The sequence below is a fragment of the Neobacillus sp. K501 genome, assembly GCF_053749995.1.
In genome coordinates, this window is the sequence record NZ_JBSLYA010000003.1 from 1 (window position 1) to 21,811 (window position 21,811).

Annotated in this window: 22 protein-coding genes and 2 rRNA genes; 18 read left to right on the forward strand and 6 right to left on the reverse strand. The window is 37.5% G+C overall.

Features of this window, described 5'->3' with window-relative positions; genetic code table 11:
- The 4 genes from ACWM35_RS07975 to ACWM35_RS07990 form a co-directional block, all read left to right on the forward strand.
- A 23S ribosomal RNA gene (locus ACWM35_RS07975) occupies positions 1-128 on the forward strand; the annotation flags it as partial.
- Positions 129-329: 201 nt separating this feature from the next.
- Positions 330-445, forward strand: a 5S ribosomal RNA gene (rrf, locus tag ACWM35_RS07980).
- Positions 446-614: 169 nt separating this feature from the next.
- Positions 615-767 (forward strand): YpzG family protein, encoded by a 153-nt coding sequence (locus ACWM35_RS07985; RefSeq protein ID WP_454817127.1) that lies wholly within the window; start codon positions 615-617, stop codon positions 765-767.
- A gap of 221 nt (positions 768-988) precedes the next feature.
- Positions 989-1,777, forward strand: coding sequence for an HAD family hydrolase (locus ACWM35_RS07990; protein WP_454817129.1), 789 nt, complete (start codon positions 989-991; stop codon positions 1,775-1,777).
- Positions 1,778-1,825: 48 nt separating this feature from the next.
- On the opposite strand, the gene ACWM35_RS07995 is transcribed toward ACWM35_RS07990, so the two are convergent.
- Positions 1,826-1,996: a hypothetical protein gene (locus ACWM35_RS07995; protein ID WP_454817131.1), complete on the reverse strand. Its 171-nt coding sequence runs from the start codon at positions 1,994-1,996 to the stop codon at positions 1,826-1,828.
- A 284-nt stretch (positions 1,997-2,280) separates the two neighbouring features.
- On the opposite strand from ACWM35_RS07995, the gene ACWM35_RS08000 reads away from it, so the two are divergent.
- Entirely contained in the window at positions 2,281-3,213 is a 933-nt protein-coding gene (locus tag ACWM35_RS08000; RefSeq protein WP_454817133.1) for a D-2-hydroxyacid dehydrogenase, read from the forward strand.
- A gap of 148 nt (positions 3,214-3,361) precedes the next feature.
- Positions 3,362-4,453 (forward strand): FAD-dependent monooxygenase, encoded by a 1,092-nt coding sequence (locus ACWM35_RS08005; protein WP_454817135.1) that lies wholly within the window; start codon positions 3,362-3,364, stop codon positions 4,451-4,453.
- A 60-nt stretch (positions 4,454-4,513) separates the two neighbouring features.
- Here the strand turns inward: ACWM35_RS08005 and ACWM35_RS08010 are convergent, their stop codons facing one another.
- Positions 4,514-5,104, reverse strand: a complete 591-nt coding sequence (locus ACWM35_RS08010) for a guanylate kinase (RefSeq protein WP_454817137.1) — start codon at positions 5,102-5,104, stop codon at positions 4,514-4,516.
- Between the two features lie 155 nt (positions 5,105-5,259).
- A complete protein-coding gene (locus tag ACWM35_RS08015) occupies positions 5,260-6,075 on the reverse strand; it encodes a Cof-type HAD-IIB family hydrolase (protein ID WP_454817139.1) in 816 nt (271 codons plus the stop codon).
- A 169-nt stretch (positions 6,076-6,244) separates the two neighbouring features.
- On the opposite strand from ACWM35_RS08015, the gene ACWM35_RS08020 reads away from it, so the two are divergent.
- Genes ACWM35_RS08020 through ACWM35_RS08030 form a run of 3 tightly spaced genes read left to right on the forward strand, consistent with a single transcriptional unit; the run spans position 6,245 to position 9,955 of the window.
- Positions 6,245-7,345 (forward strand): endospore germination permease, encoded by a 1,101-nt coding sequence (locus ACWM35_RS08020; protein WP_454817141.1) that lies wholly within the window; start codon positions 6,245-6,247, stop codon positions 7,343-7,345.
- A complete protein-coding gene (locus ACWM35_RS08025; protein WP_454817143.1) occupies positions 7,338-8,798 on the forward strand; it encodes a spore germination protein in 1,461 nt (486 codons plus the stop codon). The genes ACWM35_RS08020 and ACWM35_RS08025 overlap by 8 nt, the downstream gene beginning before the upstream one ends.
- Positions 8,795-9,955, forward strand: a complete 1,161-nt coding sequence (locus ACWM35_RS08030; RefSeq protein WP_454817145.1) for a Ger(x)C family spore germination protein — start codon at positions 8,795-8,797, stop codon at positions 9,953-9,955. The genes ACWM35_RS08025 and ACWM35_RS08030 overlap by 4 nt, the downstream gene beginning before the upstream one ends.
- 59 nt (positions 9,956-10,014) lie before the next feature.
- Here ACWM35_RS08030 and ACWM35_RS08035 read toward each other — a convergent pair whose 3' ends face one another.
- Positions 10,015-10,455 (reverse strand): N-acetyltransferase family protein, encoded by a 441-nt coding sequence (locus ACWM35_RS08035; protein ID WP_454817147.1) that lies wholly within the window; start codon positions 10,453-10,455, stop codon positions 10,015-10,017.
- Between the two features lie 171 nt (positions 10,456-10,626).
- Between ACWM35_RS08035 and ACWM35_RS08040 the strand changes: the two genes are divergently transcribed.
- The 6 genes from ACWM35_RS08040 (at position 10,627) to ACWM35_RS08065 (ending at position 16,776) form a co-directional block, all read left to right on the forward strand.
- Entirely contained in the window at positions 10,627-11,640 is a 1,014-nt protein-coding gene (locus ACWM35_RS08040) for an alpha/beta hydrolase (protein ID WP_454817149.1), read from the forward strand.
- Positions 11,641-11,654: 14 nt separating this feature from the next.
- Positions 11,655-12,281 carry a TetR/AcrR family transcriptional regulator gene (locus tag ACWM35_RS08045; protein ID WP_454817151.1) on the forward strand — a complete coding sequence of 209 codons (627 nt, stop codon included), beginning with the start codon at positions 11,655-11,657 and terminating at the stop codon, positions 12,279-12,281.
- Positions 12,282-12,353: 72 nt separating this feature from the next.
- Positions 12,354-13,361, forward strand: coding sequence for a serine hydrolase domain-containing protein (locus ACWM35_RS08050; RefSeq protein ID WP_454817153.1), 1,008 nt, complete (start codon positions 12,354-12,356; stop codon positions 13,359-13,361).
- Between the two features lie 158 nt (positions 13,362-13,519).
- Positions 13,520-14,854, forward strand: coding sequence for an MFS transporter (locus ACWM35_RS08055; RefSeq protein WP_454817155.1), 1,335 nt, complete (start codon positions 13,520-13,522; stop codon positions 14,852-14,854).
- Positions 14,855-15,025: 171 nt separating this feature from the next.
- Positions 15,026-15,991, forward strand: a complete 966-nt coding sequence (locus tag ACWM35_RS08060) for an NADP-dependent oxidoreductase (RefSeq protein WP_454818120.1) — start codon at positions 15,026-15,028, stop codon at positions 15,989-15,991.
- 23 nt (positions 15,992-16,014) lie between these two features.
- Positions 16,015-16,776 carry a GNAT family N-acetyltransferase gene (locus tag ACWM35_RS08065; RefSeq protein ID WP_454817157.1) on the forward strand — a complete coding sequence of 254 codons (762 nt, stop codon included), beginning with the start codon at positions 16,015-16,017 and terminating at the stop codon, positions 16,774-16,776.
- A gap of 23 nt (positions 16,777-16,799) precedes the next feature.
- On the opposite strand, the gene ACWM35_RS08070 is transcribed toward ACWM35_RS08065, so the two are convergent.
- Entirely contained in the window at positions 16,800-17,750 is a 951-nt protein-coding gene (locus ACWM35_RS08070; protein WP_454817159.1) for a DMT family transporter, read from the reverse strand.
- A 169-nt stretch (positions 17,751-17,919) separates the two neighbouring features.
- Between ACWM35_RS08070 and ACWM35_RS08075 the strand changes: the two genes are divergently transcribed.
- The 3 genes from ACWM35_RS08075 (at position 17,920) to ACWM35_RS08085 (ending at position 19,979) form a co-directional block, all read left to right on the forward strand.
- Positions 17,920-18,972 carry an LLM class flavin-dependent oxidoreductase gene (locus tag ACWM35_RS08075; RefSeq protein ID WP_454817161.1) on the forward strand — a complete coding sequence of 351 codons (1,053 nt, stop codon included), beginning with the start codon at positions 17,920-17,922 and terminating at the stop codon, positions 18,970-18,972.
- A gap of 124 nt (positions 18,973-19,096) precedes the next feature.
- Positions 19,097-19,381, forward strand: coding sequence for a hypothetical protein (locus ACWM35_RS08080; RefSeq protein WP_454817163.1), 285 nt, complete (start codon positions 19,097-19,099; stop codon positions 19,379-19,381).
- Between the two features lie 25 nt (positions 19,382-19,406).
- Entirely contained in the window at positions 19,407-19,979 is a 573-nt protein-coding gene (locus tag ACWM35_RS08085; RefSeq protein WP_454817165.1) for an NADPH-dependent FMN reductase, read from the forward strand.
- Positions 19,980-20,020: 41 nt separating this feature from the next.
- Here ACWM35_RS08085 and ACWM35_RS08090 read toward each other — a convergent pair whose 3' ends face one another.
- Positions 20,021-21,745, reverse strand: coding sequence for an ABC transporter substrate-binding protein (locus ACWM35_RS08090; RefSeq protein WP_454817167.1), 1,725 nt, complete (start codon positions 21,743-21,745; stop codon positions 20,021-20,023).
- Positions 21,746-21,811: the final 66 nt, after the last annotated feature.

A 21,811-nucleotide genomic window follows, 5' to 3' on the forward strand; every position in this document is an offset into this window, starting at 1 on the left:
CTCAAGATGAGATTTCCCATAGCGCAAGCTAGTAAGAACCCTGAAAGATGATCAGGTTGATAGGTCAGAGATGGAAGCGTGGTAACATGTGGAGTTGACTGATACTAATCGTTCGAGGACTTAACCAAATAGAAAAGCGGAGGCGACTGTTCAACTCTGAGAGGCGTTGGAGGACCGGCACTGCAAATCCTGGTTTTGGATTTGTAGGGACGAGTCGAAACGACCGAAGAGTTAGGAGCCGCAGCTGGATAAGTCTTATGGCATTACTCGTTTTTACTAACTTCTTCTGAATTATCTAGTTTTGAGGGAATAAAATCTCAAACAAATAGTCTGGTAACAATAGCGAGAAGGTCACACCCGTTCCCATACCGAACACGGAAGTTAAGCTTCTCAGCGCCGATGGTAGTTGGGACTTTGTCCCTGTGAGAGTAGGACGTTGCCAGGCAAACAAAAGACATTCCGTTTTGGATTGTCTTTTTTAATTGCCAAAATTACCTTGGATTCTTCTTTATAGGTTATGTATTTTTATATGGCTCAAATCAAATACTATAAGTGATATTCCTGTAATATCACGTTCCAGAGTATCCCTATCCTAACTATTGAGGTGATTCATTGTGAGTACTAAAGATCATTTGGATCCACATTCTCAAAAGTTCTTCAATAATTGGACACGGCCTAAGCGTGCTAGTTCTCAAGTAAACGGACACACAAAAATCTCTCAACATAACATTATAGCTAGATCGAACGCAAAGGCACATAGGTGGTAAAGGATACGTCTGAGGGGAAAGAAAGAAGACACATGTGGTCTTCTTTCTTTTCTTATTCTTCAAAGAAAAATACAGCATTAAATTTTAATGGTTGGCCTTTGTTATAGCACAAGGGCTTTTTGTTTTGTTAATTGAAATTTATAAAATTTTCACAAAATATTATTTTTTCATTTTCAAAAATGGTAAACTAGTTAAAACTATGGTTAAAGTGAGGCATTAAAATGATTAAAGCGATATTTTTTGATTTAGATGATACCCTTCTTTGGGATCAGAAAAGCATTAAGGAAGCATTCGCTTCAACCTGTAAGATTGCGAATCAACGATATGGAGTAGACGTTATTCAATTAGAAGAAGCTGTCAGGGAAGAGGCAAGAAATCTATATGCCTCCTATGAAACCTATGACTTTACACAAATGATTGGAATTAACCCTTTTGAAGGGTTATGGGGAAATTTTTTAGATGACCAAGATGAATTTAGGAAAATGAAAGACATTGTTCCTAGGTATCGGAAAGATGCATGGACTATGGGCTTAAAGGCAATCGGCATCGATGATCCCGATTTTGGCTATGAGTTAGCTGAACGATTTCCACAAGAGCGACGGAATCTGCCGTTTGTTTATGAAGAGACCTTCGACACACTAGATCAATTAAATGACCACTATCAATTGTTGCTCTTAACCAATGGATCACCCGATTTGCAAAAAACGAAACTAGCAATTACTCCTGAGCTGGTTCCATATTTTGATAAAATCGTCATTTCCGGTGATTATGGAAAGGGAAAGCCTGATCCTGGGATTTTTGAACATGCATTATCCTTGTTGTCGCTCACAAAAGAGGAAGTCATTATGGTGGGTGATAACTTAATGACAGATGTACTCGGTGCAAATCGTGCTGGGATTAAGACGGTTTGGATTAATCGTCATGAAAAAGTGAGAAATGAAGTAGTTCCAACTTATGAAATACAGCATTTACAACAGCTTTTTCCAATCCTATCTGAGTTGAATAAATAATAATAGGAATGAACAAGACGGCCGCTACCGTCTTGTTCAAACAAATATTTATTCTTCAGTTTCCTCATTTTCTTCATTGGTATTTTCCGCTTCATCATCGGTATTTTCTGTTTCTTCCGTTTCGGTATCATCTGTGTCTGTTCCACTGCACGCTGTAGTCACTCCAATTAACATAAATGCGGCCATCATAGCAAGTAACCATTGTTTGAAATTTTTCATTTCATCTTCCTCCTTGAATGCTTGCATTTTTTACTACAATCCTTATCTTACAAGCTTTAAAGAAAAAGAGAATAGTATTTTCCATTTCTTAACATTGATTTTCTGTTTCTTAATATTACATTCATATATTTGAATTGGAATTAACACTAAATTTACTAAATGTCATCACATGGTTATTACTAGTCTAGAGTGATGGGCTGCTATATAATGAGTAAATATAGATTCAATACGGATGAATGAAAAATAGCTCTTAAAACTTTACTAAAAGTCAGAGGTGAAATCTCATGAAAATCAATAATATTCTCTTTGTAAGTCCGATGTATAATGAAATCAAGGAGATTATTGAAAAGGAAAATTTACAGAAGAATCTCCGCTATTTATCTGAAGAAGAATTGACACAAAATGATTTAGACTGGGCTGACGCTCTCGCTGCCTTTAATTTAAAGTCTAATTTTGAATACGAAACAATGAAATGGGTGCATTCATTAGGGGCTGGTGTCGATCGTTTTTTATATAAAAAGGAATGGAATGAGGATGTATTATTAACGAGAACCATTTGTTCCTTCGGTCAAAGAATTGCCGAGTATTGTTTGAGCTATATCCTGAAAGATATGCAATATCACGATGAATTCCAAAATTTAAAGCAGCAAAAGAGTTGGAGCCCAATGACCCCGAAGCTATTAAATCAACATAAGGTCATGATTTATGGAACGGGTGAAATAGGGCAAATGACAGCGAAAGTATTGTCTGGGTTAGGAATGGAAGTTTTCGGTGTTTCCTTAAGTGGGCAAGAAAAAGAATTTTTCAAAAAAGTCTATTCGATTGATTCCCATGCATCACGGTTAGAGTCAATGGATTTTATCATTAATACCTTACCGCTGACCGAACAAACTGTTCATTTATTGGATGAGAATATCTTTAACCAACTATCAAATGCTGGCTTTATCAATGTTGGCCGTGGGTTAACGATTGATGACAAAGCACTGCTCCAAGCGTTAGAACAGAATAAGGTCAGATTTGCAGTCTTGGATGTATTCTCACAAGAGCCCCTGCCTCCTGAACATCCATTTTGGAATCATCCTTGTATTCACATCACTCCACATATTTCAGCGGTAACGACACCGAACGAAGGTGTTGCCTGTTTCCTAGATACCTTGAAAAAGATTGAGGAAAATATCCCGCTTAATAATAAGGTTAATGCATATAAAGGCTATTAATGTTAAAGGACCCAATTTTAGGTCCTTTTTCAATGGATAAAATGGTTTGAAAAATTAGGTTAAATTTGTTATTCTATACTTAACTTTTTTTCTTATAAAGAAACTTTTTAAATAAAATTAATATATATTTAAACCAAAGGTGGGTAAAATGAATCTACATGCAGATGTTTGTATCGTTGGCGGTGGACCAGCAGGGACATTACTCGGATATTTATTAGCTAAAAACGGTATATCAACCATTGTGATAGAGCGATCTGCTGGGGTGAACAGGGAATTTCGTGGAGAACATATTAACGCTGAAACAGAAGCTATTTTGAGAGAGCATCATTTGTTTGAAAAAGTTGAAAAACTTGGCATCCTTAAAATGAAAAAGGTCGAGTATTTTAAGGGGAATACGATTGTAAACACAATCGTTCCGTCAAGTGAGGATCATGTCGGGATTCATGTTCCACAATCTCATTTACTCCGTGCGGTTATTCAGGAATCTGAACAAATTCCCCATTACCATCAGCTTTTTAATACAACGCTTAAAGACTTGATACAGAATGAAGAAGGCTATTATTCTGGTGTGAAAGCCATCAAGGATGGACAAGAAATTATGATTTCAAGCAAGATCGTTGTAGGAGCAGACGGGCGCTTTTCAACGGTAAGGAGGCTGGCGAAAATTCCTACTTGTGAAAAGACTCACGGGTATGATGTTTTGTGGGCGAAAATACCAGCTCCATTAGGTTGGGAGCCTACGACGAGAATGGTCCTTGTGAATGGTCATCAGCTTGCGCTGTTCACTCAGACAGGTGGATTTATCCAAATTGGCTGGAATATTGCAGAAGGTTCGTTTCTATCCCTAAAAAAGGAATCCATTGAACCTTTTCTTGAACCCTTGATTGCAAGCTTTCCTGAACTTAAAGAGAACATCCTTGCGCATCTTCGCTCATGGAAGGACTTTGTATGTTTAAAAGTTCAAAGCTCCCGCAGTGAGACATGGGTAGAGGATGGATTGGTGTTAATAGGAGATGCTGCGCATACGATGACGCCTACTGGTGCGATTGGCATTAATTGTGGCATGAAAGATGCTCATTTATTAGCACCATTTTTAACGGAGGCCTTGCTAGACAAAGATACGAGTGCACAGCGTTTGAAAAGATTCGAAGAGAGCAGAATAGCAGAAATTAATGAACAACAAGAAATGCAAATCAGGCAAGAAGCATCTTTTTCGGAAAAATTTGCTCAGTTAGCCTAAATAAAAAAGGAAGAAAAGCTTTTGTCTACTATTGACAAGAGCTTTTCTTCTTTTATTGGCCTAATAATCTGTGATAATTCTATTTCTATCTAGAAAAGCTTCAATCACTTCACTTACTTGGAAAGAAATCTGTGGGGAATCATAATTTTCAAAGGCATGTTCACAGCTGTTTTTATATGCCATGATTTCATCATAATGGGCAAGATGACGTTCGATGTCGGCATCATTATCCTGCCTTGCTTTATGTCTTTCAATGACGGTATTACGGTCGGCATAGATGAAAAATCGCATGACACGTTCCCCATACATGTTTTTCAATTTTTCCGTACCTTCTGGATTTAGCGTTAAATACACAAGATTGTGGTTTTCAAATGCCTTGACGATATCCTCTTCGCGAATACCATAATAAAATCCATCAATCTCAACGCTTTCAAGGAATTCCTGATTGTCTAGTAATTTTTTGAAGGTTTCTTCTTTCACAAAGTGGTAATCTTCGCCATTTTGTTCGTAGTGACGGGGAGGGCGAGTGGTGTATGAGAGAACCGTTTCCATATCAAATGCGGTCGCGACCATTTTTGCAACGGTTTTCCTGCCAGATCCATCTGGTCCAGTGTAAATGAATAATTTTTCTTTTTCTTTGATTTTATACATGCGATTCCTCCTAATCTACATAGTTATTCCCTTCGTTAATGGGATATATTTCATTATAGCAGATATTATAATAAAAAGATTGATTTTTCTGAATAATATTCCTCGATAGAATTATAGAAAAAGCTGCCTTCAATAGGCAGCTTTCATAAAATCAATTATTTTTTCACATGACGAAATTGCTGTAAATGCTCTATAACAGCATAAGCAAATCCATCTTCATCATTGGTTTTAGTAATGATATCGGCTTTTTGTTGGATCTTGAGCGGCGCATTTCCCATAGCAACTGAAGTGGTGGCCACTTCAAATTGAGCAAGGTCATTGCCTCCATCACCAAAGGCGATAATTTCGTCAAACGATAGATTCATCATTTGTTGGTAACGTAATAGAGCCTTACCTTTATGAGCCTCATTTGAGGTTATTTCCACATTGTTTGGAAAAGAAGACGCCATAGTAATCGGTAAATGATCTGCCAATTCGTTTTTTACTTCTTCTACTCTTTCAAGCTCGTCATTGTGAACCAAAGCTATCAGTTTATAAATTTTCAAATCGCTACTTTTTAATATTTGATCATAGTCGTATTCTTGAAAAAGGGTATCGAGTTCTTGCTTGCTTTTCTGTTGTAACGGAGGAAGTGTAGAAGGAAAGCCGCCGTGATTGGTGTATACGAGAATTCCAACACCTAATTTTTTTAACTTAGCAAAAATTTCCTTATAGACATCAACGGATATCGTTGCCTCAAAAAGAATATCACGTGTTTTCGAGTAAAGGACAGCTCCGTTTACACAAAAGATTGGCACTTCCATCTTATTAATGGCGTCTATTTTGATGACATCGGCAAATGCACGGCCGGTATTTAAAACAACGCTGTGTCCATCTGCTTCTAATTTCTTCAATACCTCTAAATTTGCCTCTGATATTTCATGCTTTGAGTTTAGCAGTGTTCCGTCAAGATCAATGGAATAACATTTCATTTTTTATTAATTCCTTTCTGTGGGTTCATAAATACTACTATATCAGATTTTCATGCTTGTATCCCCAAGTAAATCATGGCTATCTTCTACAAAAAGAGTAAATCACAAACATAGTTATTTTTATTTAGTAAATAATAGGAAAAATACGATGGATTTATGGTGGTTTTTAATGCAGAGTTTAATGAAAGTATTAGTCCCAAAACAATTATTATTACTTCTAGTCCTTTCCACAGGAATACTTAATCATGTGATTTTGATTCCTAATTTGCTTACTGCAGCAGGAAGAGATAGTTGGTTAAGCGTTATTGTCACTTTTCCGATTTCAATCTTTTTTCTATGGCTCATTTATTTCATTGTGGTAAATAGTCCGACGGAAGGGTTCTTTTCGTTGATTCGAAACCGCTTTGGAAAATTCTTTTTTTCGGTTTTATCGATTCCGGTCATCATTTTCCTATTTTCCAGTGCCTATGTAACCCTTCGGGATTTGATGACCTGGTTAAATGCCTATTTTCTCGCAGATTACTCCGTATTTATTATCAATTGTATTCTTGTGACCGTTTGTTTTCTCATTACACTCGGTGGTATTAAATCTATGGCTATTTCTAGTGGACTTTTGCTGCCCCTTGTTATGTTATTTGGAATATTTATTGCCATTACAAACACCACCTTGAAAGATCCGAGTCTTCTATTCCCTGTGTTAGATGAGGGGATAAATCCTCTTTTTAAAGGGGGAATCTATGTGTTATCAGGACTTCTAGAAGTTTATCTTGTGGTATTATTGCAGCCCTTTTCACAGGGTCCGATTAAATTTAAGCATTTATTAATTTTATTAACGGTGTTAACGGGGTTGATATTTGGACCGCTAACGGCTTCGATTATGGAATTTGGTCCTACAGAAGCAGTTAAACTCCGTTATCCGGCTTATGAGCAATGGCGGATACTCAGCATTGGGGAATATATATCCCATTTAGATTTTTTTGCTTTGTTTCAGTGGTTAAGCGGAGCATTAATCAGAGTTGGATTATTCATGTATCTCTTAGGGACATTCTTTATAAAAAAAATGAACCATTATCGATTGAACTTTAAGTTTGTAATTGTGATGTACTTGTTGTTATTTGCTTTCATGACGATAAAAGTTGAGGCCTATTCATTTAATAAATTTATTTATTTATACTTTTTGCCAGGAACAATGATATTTTTCCTTATTCAAATATTACTTTCAGCAATCATTCTATTCGTTTTAAGGAAAAGAGATGGATATCATGGTTAGGATAACAAGTTCGAAACATCTTCATAATGAGGTTTTACAGGAAAAAGCAAATACCTTAAAAGCGCAATTCAAAAAAAGTCAAGATTTCCTATGTAAAGAACATAAATCAGATAAAGAAACTTTTGAAATCATCTATTTTGAAAGCTTAATTGAGATCCATTATTTAGATCAATACATCTTTCCGAGATTAAGTCAACAAATGGAAGGTTCTGTTGAATGGAAACTACAAACATTACTTCAAGCAGAAGAAGTCACTTCAAAATCGATTGAAGAATTATCAAACCTTCTATTTGAAGGGAATGTTCTATTTTTATTAAGGGATTCATTTCTACGTATCCATGCGGGAAACTTACCGAAAAGGCAACCGGAAGAATCTGCTCTTGAGACATCGATTAGAGGACCAAAAGATGGTTTTGTTGAAGATTTAAATACCAATATCTCATTAGTGCGTCGAAGATTAAATACTTCATCATTATGCCTAGAAATGTACTCGATAGGGAAGAGAAGCAAAACAAAAGTAGCCCTTTTGTATATCGAAGACTTACTCGATCAAAGAGTTTTGGAAGAAGTCCAGAAAAGGTTAGAAAAGGTTGAACTAGATATTTTGACAAGCATAAATGAGTTGGAATCGTATGTTCGCGATAGACCGTATTCTTTCTTTCCTAGTATGGACTATACGGGAAGACCGGACTTTGTTGTTCAGGTGTTAAACCAAGGGAGATTTGCGCTCATAGTGGAGGGAAATCCAACGGTTTCTTTCGCACCAGTCAATTTATTATTACAAACGAAATCGCCAGAGGACTCCTATATTAATTATGCTTTCGTCACTATTGAAAGATTAATAAGAATGCTAGGTCTCATCATCTCAGCTTTTCTGCCCGGGGCATGGATTGCATTATCAGCCTTTAATATTGAACAAATTCCCTATTTACTTGTTGCAACCATTACTGTCTCACGTTTCGGGATCCCTCTATCCTCACCGATTGAAATGTTTATCGTTTTATTTTTATTTGAGTTGTTTAATGAAGCGGGCGTGCGTCTGCCTCGTGCCATTGGGCAGACAGTTGCTGTTTTAGGAGGGCTTATTGTAGGAGATGCTGCAATCCGCGCAGGGTTGACTTCACCGACGATGCTTGTCGTGGCTGCGATTACCTACATTTCTTCTTTTACGCTAGTGAACCAAAACCTGAGCTCAGCCATTACCATCCTACGTTTTGCGATCATATTATTAAGTACTTTTTTAGGTTTATTTGGAGTTATCATTGGTTTCATCCTAACAACTTTTTACTTCTCTACCCTTACTTCATTTGGAGTTCCATACCTTGGATCGCTTGCACCTCTTGGGATAAAAGAATTTATCAAGGAATTTCTAATGGCACCACGACAATTCTATAAGTCAAGAACAACCATGACAAGTCCTGAAGATTCAACAAGAGGCGGCGATCAGTCATGAATGGAAAATGGTTTGTTGCTTTTATAGCTTTATGTATTCTGTTAACAGGTTGTTCTGGCTTGAAAAATATTCAAGACATCACGTATATTGTGGCAATCGGAATGGATTATCATGTTGAAAAGAAGGAGTATACGGTATACCTTCAATCCTTAAATTTTGCGAATGTAGCGAAGCAAGAGGGAAGTAAACCGACAGAACCCATTCCAACTTTTGTCGCTTCAGCCACAGGAGAAACATTAAATTTAGCCGTGAGGGAATTATATAAGGAATCAGAGCCGCCTTTATTTTTTGGTCATGTCAATACGATTGTCATAAGTGACCGCATCCTTACGAACCGTTTTCAAGAGGTGGTAGAGGAAATTGGGAGAAATCGTTCATTACGACATACAATAAGAGTGATGACGACAAGAGAAGAAATTAGGGATGTTTTTAATATTAAAGCATTGTTTAATTATCCAGCCGTGTACACTGTGTTATATAAAAAAAATACAAATGAGATTTTACAGGATGAAATTAGACCGATGTCATTATTAAAATTTTTAAGAGAATTTCATGAACCAATGGGTGTAGCCAAATTGCCCGTATTAACAATAGATAAAAAAAGTTGGAAGGCTCACAAAAGCTACCCGGTGTTATATTATGATGGTTATGCTATGTTCCAACAACAAAAATATATAAAGGAGATTCCCTTTCATGATGCGCTTTATATAAATTGGCTGTTAGAGGACAAAGTATCCATCGATCAACGTGTTGAAGAGGATGGAAAACTTGTTGCTGCCGTAAAGATGAGTTCACCAAAAATGAAAGTGAAATATGAAAAGGGCACCTCGGAACCAAACTTTTCAATTGTGATTCAAACCCAAGCAGATTTACTGGAAAAAGTGAAAGATGTCCCTTTAGAAAAATTACAAAATCTGATCGAAGAAGAAGTCAAAAGGAAAATACATTCTCTCTATCTACAAGGAATAGAAAGTAATTCGGATTTTTTAAATGTAGGTGAAAAATGGTTTCGAGAGCACCCGTCGAAGTACCATGCGTTAAAAAAATCCAAAAAGTTTTACTTAACGAAGGATTCGTTAAAGGATTTGAAGGTAGAGGTGCAAATATTCCACTTTAATTCTTATAAATACGAACAAAGAAGCGCTAGCGACAATTAATTACCCCATTCAGGCATTCAAAAAAGGCTGTTGAGAATGGTTCAACAGTCTTTTCCATTTTAATCTAAATTTTTCATCATTAAGGTAGAAACATCCTGAAAACCAAGTTTTTGATAAAGCTGTTTGGCATGGTTGCCATGATAGACATTTAAATGAACCTTCTCATATCCTTCTATTTTTAGTTGCTTAAAGGCAGCCTTGCACAATTTTTCGGCAATCCCCTGTTTGCGATAGGGGGGAAGGACATACATTTCATTAATAAAACCGACCTTTTCATCAGTATTGTAATCAATCGTGTTACCGATGCCCACCCAGCCCTGAATAATATTGTCTTTTTCACGGACAAGGTAATATCCGCCACTATTTAAAAATGGTGTCATCAATTGATACACCTTTTCCCGGCTTGCCTTTACATACCCCATGGTTGCTTCTTTCATCACATTCATATGGTAATTTAGTATGGCATGTGCTTCATAATACGTAGCCCGTCTTATGGTCATTCAATTCATCTCCTTTGAAACAGATGTGCATTTACCCATATATTTTATGAGTGATAGATTTTATTTGGTCCAAAAATTACATTTTTTTGAATTTTATTTATTGCATTATTTGGAAACCAATCATATAATAAACTAACGAACGTTAGTTTATTTATATTGGGGATGAGATAGATGATAAAAAGATTATTTGGAGGTTATATGCCACCATACCGGGATGCAAACGGGGAGATTGTAGCAGGCAGTATTTCTAAATTGAAAAAAATCATGCTCGGTGGAGTGGAACAATGGTATACAATCCGGGGGAGTAGTGACCAGCTGCCACTTTTATTATTCTTACATGGTGGACCAGGAAGTCCGCAAACGGGAGCACAACGAAAATATAATGCATCATTAGAAGAACATTATTTGGTCGTCAATTGGGATCAACGAGGTTCGGGCAAGTCCTTTTCTGAAAAGGTTGAAGCAAAAAGCATGACACTTGATCAACTTCTATCTGATGCTAACGAATTAATTGAACAGCTTCTCAGAAAATATAATCAAAAGAAACTTTATATCATGGGGCAGTCACTAGGAGCCGTTATTGGCCTAACCTATGCTAAAAGGTATCCAGAAAAAATCCATGCATATGTTGGCATTAATCAACCAGTGAATCGGACGGAAGAGGAGAAAAAATCGTATCGCTTTGCACTGGAAAAGGCAAAATTACAAGGAAATAAAAAAGCAATAAAGCAATTAGAAGCGATAGGTTTTCCAGAGAATGGTGTGTACAAATCGATGGATGATATGGTAACACAAAGGAAATGGCTGACAAAATTCAATGGGGTTACCCATAAAAGAAATGCCAATGTTATTAATCTTAACTATTTCTTGAGCAGTCACTTAAACTTAAAAGAAAAAGCTACCTTCATGAAGGGGTTTGGATTCTCTGCTACACATTTATGGGAAGAGATGACATCGATCAACCTTTTTCTCCGAGTTCCTGAGGTAGAGGTTCCAGTCTATTTTGTTATGGGAAGACATGATAAAATTGTATTTTTAGATGAAGTTGAGAAGTATTTCCACCTGCTAAAGGCCCCGAAAAAGCAATTGATTGTATTTGAGGAATCGGGACATTTAGCCTGTTTCGAAGAAGAAGATAAATTTAATGAAATTATGACGAAACAAGTACTTTCACAAACCAGTTAGGAGCGATTTTTGCAATGGATATAAATCATGACACAGCCAAAAAAACAACCAAAGATAAGATTTTAGAAACTTCGATTGATTTATTTTCCCGAAAAGGATTCAACGGAGTTTCGATTCGAACGATCACGAAAGAAGTAGGGATTAAGGAAAGTTCACTTTATAACCATTTCCAGAATAAGGAGGAAATTTTGGAAACCATTTTTGATATTTTTAGAAATGAATTTAAAAAGACTATTCCTCCTGTCCATCTTCTCGATCAAATTTTAGAATCTTCAAGTATAGAACAGTTTTTTGAAAAAGGCTTTGAAAATATTAAGAATCATGTTGACAATGACACCAATGAAAAGTTGTGGAGAATTTTATATATTGAGCATTATCGGGATTCAATAGCAAGAGAGATTTTTCTAAACGATATTATTGCTGCTACCACTGATTTTCTTGAAATTGTCTTTACGAAACTGATTGAAAAAGGAACGGTAAAACCATTTGATCCGAAATTATTAGCAGCAGAATACCAATACCCTATTTTTTCAATGATTGCCGAATATAACATGCTGCGATTCGATCAAAAAGATACCTCTAAGATCGAAGCAAAAATGAGAAATCATTTGGACTTTTTCCTGCAAATGGTAAAGGCTTAAAGGAAATATAGTGAGGGTTAATATTTGAAATTATATTAACGAACGTTAGTTTTTTAAAAAGGAGGACTATTGATGAATGCAATTAAAAATTATCTGAATGATAAAGACTTTTCCGGAGTTGTCTCCATTTCACAAAATAAGGAAATCGTCTTTGAGCAGGCATTTGGTTGGGCAGATAAAGAAAATAATATCGAAAATACCTTGGAAACAAAATTTTGTGCAGCTTCCATGTTAAGTAAACCAATTACAGCAGTAAGTGTCATCCAACTCATCCAACAAGGGGAATTATCATTAAACCAATCCATTGGAGACTATTTTCCACATTTTCAAGGGAAAGGAATTACCATCCATCATTTATTGAATCATACTTCAGGAATTGAGAATTATTTAATGCTAAGGAAACAAATAAAATGGGACCAAGATTATACACCAGAACAAATTTTAAAGGTGGTTTCACAGCAACGCTCGAAATTTCCTCCAGGAAAAAAATCTGCCTACAATAACACAGGCTATTTGATGCTTGGACTTATCATTGAAAAGCTCACGGGAAAAAGTTATTACGATTATGTTAGAGAAAATATTTTCAGTCGGGCTGGGTTACAACATACTGGTTTTATTCGTGAGGGATTGAACGAAGGTGCTTTAAACTATATCAATCAAGAAAGAGGACCTCATATAAGTCCTACCGTTTTATTTGCCTGCGGGGAAATCGTTTCAACCGCTGCGGATATCCACCGTTTCGATTTTGCCCTAAAGAATCAACTATTGCTAGATAAGGAACATACTCATTTAATGGAAACACCATCTTACCAAGGGAAGTATGTGACCATTGGTTACGGTTGGTTCATTAAACACTTGCTAGGGCGCAAAAGCCTATCCCATGGGGGCTCACATCCAGGTGGCTATACAACGCACCTAGAACGTTATTTAGAGGATGATGTTACCATTGTTGTATTAAGTAATCATATGAAATCCTATTCGAAATTGTCGCTAAAAGATTTCGGAGGTACATTCATTAGCCGAGAAATTGCCGCGCTTTTATTTAATCAAAAACTAAACTTTTGGCAAAAGGTAATTTGATAGATAGCAACCTATGCCAGCCTATATTGAAAAACCTGAGGGATATTATCTTGGATTTTAAATGGGGTTATTTTCTATAATCAGGTTTTTATTGGTTGACATATACTATAGGGGGGTATAGTATATAGATAATAAGAGGAATTGGAAGGTGTTAGAACATGAGTACACAAACCATAACGGTGCAAATGAAAAAGGAAGTACCAAAAGGAATGGTATTATTTACGTTTTTATTAGGAATCTTCATGGGAGCTTTGGATAATGGAATTGTAGGTCCAGCACTTAGTTCCATCATGGGCCATTATGATTTAAGTCAATCCTGGGCGGTGTGGAGTTTTACAATCTATACGTTATTTTTTGCGGTGAGTATTCCGATCATGGGGAAGCTTTCAGATCGATTTGGCAGAAAGACGATCTATACAATAGGGATTATTTTGTTTGGAATAGGTTCCTTGATAGCGGCCGTTGCACCGACATTCATATTCTTTTTGATTGGTAGAGCGATTCAAGCAATTGGTACAGGCGGGATTTTTCCAATCACTGCCGCGCAAATTGCAGCAACCTATCCTCCAGAAAATAGAGGGAAATTTCTCGGTTATATTGGCGTCATTTTTGGTCTTGGTACGATTTTAGGTCCAGTATTAGGTGCAGCTATCATTAGCTTTTTCCCGTGGCAATGGATATTTTTTATCAATATTCCGATCACTATTGCGATTCTGTTGCTGTTAACGCAGTTTAAGCAAACACAAGAATTAGTGAAAAAGCCGATTGATAGTAAAGGGATTATCTTTCTTACTGCTACAATCTTAGCTTTGATGCTGGGAATTACAGTGGAAAATGTTTATTTGATTGCTCTTGGGATCCTATTATTCATCGTCATGATTCCTATCGAAAAGAAAGCCATTGATCCGGTTATGAATATGAAATACATTTCGAAAAAGAATACACTTGTGATTTTTATACTCTCACTTATTTCTGGTTTCATCATGGCGACGACCATCAATTTACTACCGCTTTTCTCTGAGATCACACTAGGACTAACGAAAGGGCAATCGGGGATGGGGATCACACCATTAGCCATGGCCTCAATGATTGCATCGCTAGTCGGTGGAGCGTTAGTTGATAAAATCGGGGCCAAAAAGGTGTTAATGTTGGGATTTGTTCTGTCTTTAATAGGTGCACTATCGTTGGCATTCTTTGTCACCACTGTATCCATGTTGCTGATGACAATCATATTTATGGGATTTGGGATTGGTATTATCATAGGGGCACCATTAAACATCATGATTATGCAACATGTAGAATTAAAGGATACGGGTTCTGCAGTCGGCTATCTAAGCCTTTTCCGATCATTAGGTTCTACGATTGGCCCAACTATTGCAGGTATCATCTTGGCTGGGCTAAACAATCATTTCACCTTGGTTTTTACTCTTACGCTATTATTAGCTGCGATAAGTTTCGTTCTTATCATTCCAATGAAAAATAAGACTAAATGATAGAATGGGAGTTTATTGACATTCTTTCAGGTAAAAGCTTTTTTAAGCAGGGAATCTTATTCAGAAAATAGAACAAGTAGATAAAGCTTGTTTTAAAAACTATTTTCGGGAGTGAGATATGTGGAAAGCAATTTAAATCGCAAAATATTATTGGCTAGCCGGCCTAAGGGAATGCCGGATGAAAGCAATTTTGAAAGGATTGAAACCAAAGTTCCTGAGATTCAGGAGGGTGAAGTTCTGATCCGCACACTATATCTTTCTGTCGATCCTTATATGCGCGGGAGGATGTCGGATGCTAAATCCTATGCCAAGCCATATGAAGTGGGGGCTCCATTTCTCGGTGGTATGGTGGGAAAAGTAGTCGTATCTAAAAATACAAAATTTGAAGTGGATCAAATTGTTGAAGGTCGCCTCGAGTGGGCTGAGTACAATGTATCGGATGGTAGTACCCTTCGGAAAATTAATCCGGAATTAGCCCCTATCACTACCGCCCTTCATGTACTTGGTATGCCTGGTTTAACTGCTTATTTAGGCTTATTGAAGATTGGAGAGCCAAAAGAAGGGGAAACGGTTGTCGTATCAGGTGCATCTGGAGCTGTCGGCACGATTGTTGGTCAAATTGCAAAAATAATGGGCTGTCGTGTAGTTGGTATTGCTGGAGGCGACGATAAATGTGCCTACTTAACCGAGGAGTTAGGGTTTGATGCTGCGATTAACTATAAAACAGCAGAAAATCTCCGCACTGAACTTAAGAAGGCCTGTCCAAATGGTGTTGATGTTTATTTTGATAATGTAGGCGGAGCAGTAAGTGATGCGGTCATGACTTTGATTAATTTTCAGTCGCGTACCATCATTTGTGGACAGATATCACAATACAATCTCGAAAAACCAGCCATGGGTCCAAGAGTAGCGGGACAACTGTTAACAACCAGTTCATTAATGAAAGGTTTTATTGTTTCAGATTACGCGAAGGATCACAAGGAAGCCTTAACCCAGTTATCGCAGTGGGTAAAGGAAGGGAAAATTCAATATCGAGAAAATATCGTCTCTGGTTTTGAAAACACAGTGGATGCCTTCCTTGGTTTATTCCGTGGGGATAATATCGGTAAGCAGCTAGTAAAGCTGTCAGATCAATAATTTAGAAAAGGACTACGATTGTTGTGAGTGACTATTTTAATGTGCAAAATCTAGTAAATGGCAACTTTAAGGTATTAAATGGGCTGCCTGATTATCTATTTCTCGAAGAAAAAGAAGAAGTTGTTTTTAGCCATGAAGAGTGGGAAAGCCAATTAAAAAACGTGCTTTTACTCGCTGGAAAAATGAAATTGGCTAGGTTAGGTGTCCTAATAAATAGAGCAACGGAGCATTATTCACCATTTGCTGACATGTTGCTGGAACTTGGATTTGAAAAGTTTGCTTCAAGAGTGGAGGTATATCGAGATTTAGAAGAGATTGAAGATTGGAAGCTAGATCAGTGGCGTTCCTTGGATGATTGTACCATTACAGAGGAAGAATTTAAGCTGCTGTGGGGGAAATGTATGAGTGGTTCTGATAACGCTGCCTCAACCCTAACGATTGAGGATCAGATCCTATCCGTGAAGAGTGAATTAGGAGCGGATTGGCGCAAATCTTGTCTAGCAATCTATGAAGACAATAAACCAATCGGAATAACAATTCCACATATTGAACCCGGCACGAAAAATGAGGGAAGATTATTCTATTTTGGAATACTCCCTGAGGTAAGAGGAAAAGGAAAAAGTACACTGTACCACTATCAGTCATTGATTGCCTTAAAACAAATGGGAGCCACTTATTACATAGGTGGGACACATGAAGCAAATATACGTATGCAGAAGGTTTTTCATCGTAATGGTTGCTCGATTAAGGCACGTACTGAGTCCTATTATAGATATTTTAAATGAGTAATAAAAAAGCTAGCTGAGTGCTAGCTTTTTTTATTATGCACTGGAGGTTCGTTATAAAGTGCTTCTTGTTTTTTTCTTTTTAATAATTTTGTATTGGTTCCGATATAGACTCCTGTTAAGACAAAGGCTGCTCCAATTCCGTGAGCCACGGTGAAGGTTTCATCTAAGAAGAAGGTTGCCATTAGAACAGCTGACACTGGCATCACATTAATGAAAATGGATGCTTTTGCAGCACCAACCTCTTTAATTCCGTAATAGTACATGATAAACGAAACAACGGTTACAAAGATGCTCATATGAGCGATTGCAATCCAAGTGGAAGTATCAGCTTGGATAATCTCCTGCCATGATGTTTCTGCTGAAGCAAATGGCAGCAAAAAGATCGTACCGAAAGCCACGGCATAGGTGGTGGATTCAACTGAGCTGAATTTTTTTAACACCACTTTTCCCACAACACTATACAAGGCCCAACTTACCACTGCGCCGAGCAAAACCAAATCGATTGGTTCAAAGCCAAATTGAAACAGTGAAAGGAGATGACCATCCGTGATTACGAAGGCTGCCCCCGTTAAAGCAATTACCATACCAACAATATGATTTTTTGTAATTTTTTCTTTTAAAAATAAGCCTGATAAAAGCACGATTAACACGGGATTACTTGCGATAAATAATGAGCTTTTAATAACAGGAGCATGCTTTGTTGCGATAAAAAAACAAATATTATAGAGGGCAATTCCTGTTAATCCGAGAACTGCAAATAATCCATAGTCTTTGAGAGTGGGCTTCTTTGGATTTTTTTCGGTCAGCCACATGATGGGAAACAATAGGAGAGCTGCTCCGAAAAAGCGCAAAAAAGCAACCGTTGCCGGTTCAAAGCTTTGCACCGCAACTTTCCCTGCAATAAAAGCACTTCCCCAGGTAGCTGTAGCTAATGTTAACAATCCATAAATCATCCACTGCTTTTTCATCATTCGTGTACCTCGATCTATTTTTATAGAATATTTTATCATCTTTTTCGTAATACGAAATATTTTTTGCAAAAAACTTTTTTAATTTGTTTGGGAAAGTTATGATTAAGTGAAGATTTTCACTCTGAAATCTGGTTATGGACCAGGGATACATATAGTTGGGGGTATTTGTATGGAAATAGGTTTAAGCACATTTGTAGAAACAACACCAGATGTTGAAACGGGTAAGGTCATCAGTCATGCAGAGCGGATTCGCGAGGTTGTCGAAGAAATTATCCTCGCAGACGAGGTAGGGCTGGATGTCTTTGGTGTCGGCGAGCATCACCGGGAAGACTATGCGGCCTCATCACCAGCGGTTGTGCTCGCTGCAGCGGCTTCACAGACAAAACGAATTCGACTAACAAGTGCAGTTACCGTATTGTCTTCTGCCGATCCAGTTCGTGTTTTTCAAGATTTTGCTACTCTTGATGCGATCTCAAATGGACGGGCAGAAATCATGGCAGGTCGTGGGTCATTCATCGAATCATTTCCACTGTTTGGTTATGATTTAAAAGATTACAATGAGTTATTTGAAGAAAAACTTGACCTTTTATTAAAAATACGGGAGTCGGAGAAAGTCAGCTGGAAAGGGGGGCATCGTCCGGCAATCAATAATCTTGGCGTGTACCCGAGACCAGTGCAAGATCCATTACCAGTTTGGATCGGCAGTGGCGGTAATCAGGATTCTGTCATCCGTGCGGGACTGCTCGGTCTTCCACTTGTTTTAGCGATTATTGGCGGCAGTCCGATGCATTTTGCACCGCTAGTTGAGCTTTATAAGAAAGCGGCTATTCATGCGGGTCATGACGTCTCGAAGCTGCCAGTTGCCTCGCATTCCCATGGTTTTATTGCTGAAACGAACGACGTGGCCGCAGAGAAGTTTTTCCCTTCTACTCAACAGGCCATGAATAAATTAGGACGTGAGCGTGGCTGGGGCAGGTATGATCGCACAACCTTCGATGCCATGCGCAGTTTTGAAGGAGCGTTGTATGTCGGTGATTCAAAAACGGTTGCGGAGAAAATCATACACCTGCGAAAGAATGTGGGAATCACCCGTTTCATGCTTCACTGCCCAGTCGGCACGATGCCTCATGAAGATGTCATGAGAGCGATTGAACTGTTAGGAAAAGAAGTGGCACCGATTGTACGTGAAGAAATCTCTAAATGGGAAGTTGAAGGCAAGTAAACAAAATATAGATGTGTTGAAAAGGGGACATTTCGAATCGAATTGTTCCCTTTTTGTCGTCCTTTTTTCTATTTACAATATAAACGAGAGAAGGAAATATGAGGAAAGGATTTAGAGGTTCGAAATGGATAAATATCAATCACTGCCATATTTTAAATGTCATGAACTACAGGAATCCTTAACAATTCTAAAAAAACAGATTGAAGTGTTAACTGACATTTTGGATAAGGATCCACATGATGAGCAATATATGGAACAATTCTTCTTCCTTAAAACTAACTTCGATAAACTGACTCAAAATGTTTTCGAATTTTACTTAAAAAATCATGCCGTAAAGCGATTGGAAGAAGGAGATGTACACATCGCTGCTGAGGTGATGGAATGGATGGAAGAGTTAATAAAAGGATAATCAAATATATTTGGAGGAATGAAACATGGTAGAAGCAAGAAAAATCGTAGGTATCTGTGGAAGTATTCGAAAGGAATCAATCAATAAAGCATTGTTAATAGAGGCAGGTCATTTTCTACCTCAACCCTATCAATTTGAAATCGCGGACCTTGCAAACCTTCCATTATTTAATTCGGATTTGGAAGATGAAGTACCCGAATCCGTTCAAATTTTAGGAAAACTAGTAGGGGAGGCTGATGCTGTGATCATTACATGTCCAGAGTATAATTCTTCGATCACTGGAGCATTAAAAAATGCATTAGATTGGTTATCACGTCCTTCAACAGGTACACCGCTGCAAAACAAGCCGGTGGCCATTTTGGGTGCAACACCTGGTGTATTAGGAACCATCCGTGCACAAATGCATTTAAGAGAAATCCTATTTGCTTTGAACATGGACTTAGTCAGAAGACCAGAATTATTAATCGGCCAAGCGAATGGTAAATTTGATGCCTCAAACCATTTAATAGATGAAAGAGCGATTTCGATTTTAAAAGACCTAGTTGGTAATTTGGTAGGAAAGGTTGAAATGAAAAGGGAAACCATTATAATTGGATAATAAAAAACAGCAGCAGGAAAAAAATTGCTGCTGTTTTTCCTCTATTTAATCCATAATTTCCGAAAGTCAACAAAACCATAGGATTCGAATTCGATATCTTTAATCATCGGGTGAAACATTCGATTTTTGATAGGATGATATAAGTACAGAAATAGGTTCTCTTCGCGAATATACCTTTCTGTTTGTTCAATCAGGTCGTTCCGTTTTACCGAATTTGTCTCCTGTTTGATTTGCTTTAAGTATTTCTGAATAGGATTAATTTGATCCTTAGAAAAAAAACGATGAAAGATTAATGACTTGTTTAAAAAAGCACCAATAAAGGATAAATGATGATCCATAGACGCTGCCTCACCCATAAATAATAAATCCGCTTCCTCAATGGAAGGATCATATAATTGATCTAATGTATACGTTTTAATCTCAAAATGAATCCCTTCTTTTAGTGCTTCACTTTTCAGCCACTCTGCCTCTTTTATATGGTTTGGGTATCCAACAGTATAGACGGTTAACGGTTCCCCCTGGTATCCAGCTTCACGAAGCAAGGGTTTCACTAGTTTTCTATTTTTCTCAGGAGACTTTGACATCCAATAAAAGTAACTGGAGGCTACTTTGAGATTATCACGTCCAAGTTCAGCAGCCATTTTTTCGATATCAAAAAGGTGGTAGATGGCTTCACGAAACGCCCGGTTATGAATTATGGTATTTCGTTTATAGTTAAATGCGAGGAATCGGAAACCTACTTCCGATGAGATTTTTTGTAAATGTTCGCTATTGATTTCCTCCCCATTCACATCACAGGAAAATGAGTTTGAAGCCTCAAAGGGTGCACGGTAAAATTCAATTTCATCGATGAAGGGACGGCCTGCAAAATATTCATCGAATGCCTGAAGGACAAACAAGCAATCCGTTCGTTTTTTTATTTGAAAGGCGCCAGAACCAACCCACTTATTCTCATCAAACGGTTCATCTTTTGGTAAGATGACAAGGTTGGGACTACATAAATACCTTAAAAAGAACGGATTTGACCGTTCAAGCTCAAATCGGATGATGTGGGGGGAAGGACAATCGATATGCTCAATGTCTTCCACTAACCAATGATGAGGAGATGTCTGTGCTTGAAATCGTTGAAATGTGTATCTTATATCTTCACTCGTTAACATCTGAAGATGATGAAAGCGAACGCCCTTGCGGAGGTAGAATGTCCATGATTTACATTCGGAATCAACGTCCCAATGATGGGCAAGATGCGGACGCACGATATCATTTTCTTGATCATAAGTGACTAAGGTATCACCGAGCTGCTGGATAAGAAATGATTCAAAATTAATCGATGTATGTACAGGGTCAAGGGTGGTTAGTTTTCTAGTTATAATCGTTCGGAGGATATCGGTTGATTCATTCGATGAATGCATCCCGAATAGATCTTGTATTCTTTTCGAAACGTTTGAAATCCACTTTTTTGGAATCGGCAGCTGTAACAGTTGAACAATTTCTTCCAACTGGTCCTTGTCCATTAATTCCTGAACGACTATTTCAATTTCATCTTGGAATGCTTTTGTAAAAACAAGTTGGGAGGAATTGCCCCGGCCTTTACCAGGATAATAAAGACAGGCTCCGTCCTCGACAAATTGCTTCAATTTTCTCTTTACGTTCTTCTGTGTACAATACCAGAGGTTTTCAAGCTCTGTTAGTTTAAAATCGACAGAATGATTGGTTTCACGAGCATATAAGAATGCCCTCATTTGAAAGTAATCTATTTTCTTCATTCAATCTCTCCCATTCTAGGAAGTTATCCATTATCCCCAACAAAAGGGGACATTTTCTTCATGATT